This window comes from Arthrobacter ginsengisoli (assembly GCF_031456935.1).
Classification (GTDB): Bacteria; Actinomycetota; Actinomycetes; order Actinomycetales; family Micrococcaceae; genus Arthrobacter; species Arthrobacter ginsengisoli.
The window spans coordinates 1-3,314 of sequence record NZ_JAVDVQ010000057.1 but is presented as its reverse complement, the minus strand read 5'-3'; the positions used below and the strand labels follow the sequence as shown (position 1 = coordinate 3,314).

Here is a 3,314-nt window from a genome sequence, read left to right as displayed (position 1 = left end):
GTTGCGAGTTTCATGCGCCCCATCCGAGGTTTGTTTTGAGTTGTGATTTCACGAGTTTCCCGGCGGCGGAGCGGGGTAGTTGGTCGGCGCCGAGGAAGACGATTTTTTTCGGGATTTTGTAGCCGGCGAGGTGGGTCCGGAGGAAGGAGGCGATTTCGGCGCTGTCGGCCTGCAGGCCGCTGCGGAGGACGACGACGGCGCGGACCTCCTCGTCCCAGCGCAGGTCCGGGACGCCGACGACGGCTGCTTCCAGGACCGCGGGATGCAGATACAGGGCCTGCTCGATTTCGGCGGAGTAGACGTTCTCGCCGCCGGTTTTGATCATTTCCTTGAGCCGGTCGCGGAAGAAGTAGTAGCCGCGCTCATCCTGGACCGCGAGGTCTCCGGTGTGCAGCCAGCCGCCGCGGAACGCTTCGGCGGTGGCTTCGGGCCGGCCGTAGTAGCCGGTCATCAGCGACGGGCCCCTGACGCAGATCTCACCGAGTTCCCCGGCGGGCACCGGAGCCCCGAACGGGTCCTGGAGCTGCGCCTCGGCGAGCAGGTACTCGGTGCCGATCGAGCCGTCCACGGCCGGGTCCAGCATGTCGGCGGGCTTGAGCCGGGTCACCATGGGCCCGGCCTCGGTCAGGCCGTAGCGGAAGTACAGGTCAGCGCCGGGCAGCAGGTCGGTGAACAGCTGCTTGTCCGGCATCCGCAGCAGCCCGGCACCGGTGTGGACGGCCTTGAGGTGGGTCCGGATGCCCGGATCGGCGAACACCCCGTTCTCCATCAGCCGGCGCATCATGTTCGGGATCAGGAACGTGTTGGTGATCCGTTCCCGGCCCACCAGGTCCACGATGAGTTCATCGTTGAACTTCTCCGCGATGACGCTGGTGGCCCCGGCGATGAAGTGCGGGACCAGCCAGCACAGCAGCGCCGCGGAGTGGAAGAACGGCGTGACAATCAGGCCGCGCTCCTCCGGGCGGTTCCCGACCCCGCAGTCATACATCTCGTTGAACGCGTTCGCGGCTGCTGCCCGGTGGGAAATGATGACACCCTTGGGCGAACCCGTGCTGCCTCCGGTGTAAATGATGCACAACGGGCTCTCCAGGGTGGCCACGTCCTCCAGCGGGCCCGACCCGGTGCGCAGGGCATCGATCTCGGCGCCCTGGCGGACCACCCGCGGGAGCTCCTGCTCGGTCCGGCCCAGGATTTCCAGGGCTTCCTCCACGTTGGGGATGAGCCGGTCCTCCACCAGGATGACCTTCGCTCCGGTCTCCTTGATCCCCGTGGCAAGCTCGGCCGGGGCCCAGCGCCAGTTGTAGGCGACATAGCTGCCGCCGGCGGCGGCGACCCCAAAGAAGACTTCGGCGTTGAAGGCCGAGTTGCCGGCCAGCACCCCGACACTGTCGCCGGCGCGGACACCGGCGTCCCGCAGGCCCCGTCCCAGGCCCCAGGCACGCTCTGCGAGCTCGGCGAAGGTCAACCGGCTGACGCCGTCGACAATTGCTTCGCGCGTCGGATAGCGCCGGTGGTTGAGCTTGATCCACTCACCAATCGTTCGCACTGTTCACTCCTCAGTCGGGCTGGTGCGGGTCCGGCAAGCCGGACTCCACGGCACTCATTCGTCTACGAACAAGCGTTCGTTCGAAGTCTAGTATGAGTTGATTGCCGCCGCAAGGGACAGTTCAATCCTCCCCCGGCCCTGGGGGCACGTCCATGGACTCCGGCCGCCCGGACGCGGACTCCGGCCGCGGCTCGAATTCCCCGCCCCGGACCGGCGCCCCTTGCGTGCGATCCACATCACACCCTAGACTTCGTACGAACGCTTGTTCTTTACCATTGCTTCCCGGGCGACATTGCCCCGCCAGGTCCAGGCCCTCCCTGACGAAGAGGAACCGGCGAGCCGTTGTGGTCCGCTGCCCACGACGCAGACCGGCGCACGCCACTGACTTTCCAACAATCCAAGGAGCGAGTTCCTATGACGGAATTGACGAACCCTGTTCAGCCCCCTCCGACCCTGGTGCACGAAGCACCCACGTTCGACCCGAAGACGGGCCGCCGTGCAGTAGTCAGCGGTACCTTTGGCACAGCCCTCGAATGGTTCGACTTCGCCGTGTACGGCACCCTGTCGGCGACACTCTTTCCCCAGCTCTTCTTCCCCAGCTTCGACGAAAACTCCGCGATCCTCGCCTCCTTCGCCACCTTCGGCGCCGGCATGGTCGCCCGCCCCCTCGGCGGGATCGTCTTCGGCGCGCTCGGCGACAAGATCGGCCGACGCAACGTCCTGATGTTCACCCTGGTCCTGATGGGCGCGTCATCGATCCTGATCGGGCTGCTGCCCGGCTACGCCACCGCCGGGATCCTGGCCCCGATCCTGCTGGTCACCCTGCGCTTCCTCCAGGGCTTCGCCCTCGGCGGCGAAGCCACCGGCGTCCAGGTCCTCGTCGTCGAACACGCCCCCACGAACCACCGGGGCCTCTACGGCGGCATCCTCGCCACCGGCTCGCCGCTCGCCCAAAGCTTCGCCTCCATCACCCTCACCGGACTGGCCATGTTCCTCTCCAAGGAGGACTTCGCCTCATGGGGCTGGCGGATCCCCTTCCTGATGGGCGTGCTGCTGCTCGTGGTGGGCATGTTCATCCGCCGCCGCGTCGAAGAAACCCCCGCCTTCAAAGAAAACCAGCTCAAAGCCGCCGCCTCCGCCATCCCGCAGGAACGCGCACTGGCCGTGATCGTAAAGAAACCCGGAACCGTCATCAAGCTCGTGCTCTCCTGGGCCGCGTCCGCCGGGCTGTTCTGGATCAGCGTCACCTACGCCGTGAACTACCTCACCAAGGAACTCGGCTACGAAAACTCCATCACCTTCGGACTCCTCCTCGTCGCCAACCTCATCTCCATCCCCGCAGCCGTCCTCGGCGGCCGGCTCAGCGACCGCATCGGCCGCAAAAAGACCTTCCTCCTGGGCCTGACCATGCAGGGCATCGCCGCCGGCACCATGTTCCCCATCATGAACACCATGAACTACCCCGCCAGCGTCGCAATCATCGCCCTCGCCCTCTGCGGCATCCAGGTCACCGCCGGCACCCAAGCCGCGTTCTTCTCAGAATCCCTCCCGACCAGCATGCGCTACACCGGCTCCGCCCTCGGCATGACCCTCGCCGGCCTGTTCTTCGGCGCCCCCATCCCCTTCATCGCCGCCTGGATCTTCCAAAACACCGACAACGGAACAGCAGCCCTCACCACGATCGCCCTCAGCCTCGTCGCAATCTCCATCACCGCCACCCTCACCCTCCCCGAACGCTTCAAAACATCCCTCCACGAAGACCACTAAC

The 3,314-nt window shown here is 66.1% G+C and carries 2 protein-coding genes; one reads left to right on the top strand and one right to left on the bottom strand.

Annotated features, from left to right (window positions below; translation table 11 throughout):
• Positions 1–10: 10 nt before the first annotated feature.
• On the bottom strand, positions 11–1,546 hold the full coding sequence (locus J2X01_RS21890; protein WP_310062644.1) for a class I adenylate-forming enzyme family protein: 1,536 nt from the start codon (positions 1,544–1,546) through the stop codon (positions 11–13).
• A 414-nt stretch (positions 1,547–1,960) separates the two neighbouring features.
• Between J2X01_RS21890 and J2X01_RS21885 the strand changes: the two genes are divergently transcribed.
• Positions 1,961–3,313: an MFS transporter gene (locus J2X01_RS21885; protein ID WP_310062642.1), complete on the top strand. Its 1,353-nt coding sequence runs from the start codon at positions 1,961–1,963 to the stop codon at positions 3,311–3,313.
• Position 3,314: the final 1 nt, after the last annotated feature.

Bases quoted from the DNA above. Each gene is read 5' to 3' on its own strand.
- J2X01_RS21885 (WP_310062642.1), top strand. From the start codon at position 1,961: ATGACGGAATTGACGAACCCTGTTCAGCCCCCTCCGACCCTGGTGCAC.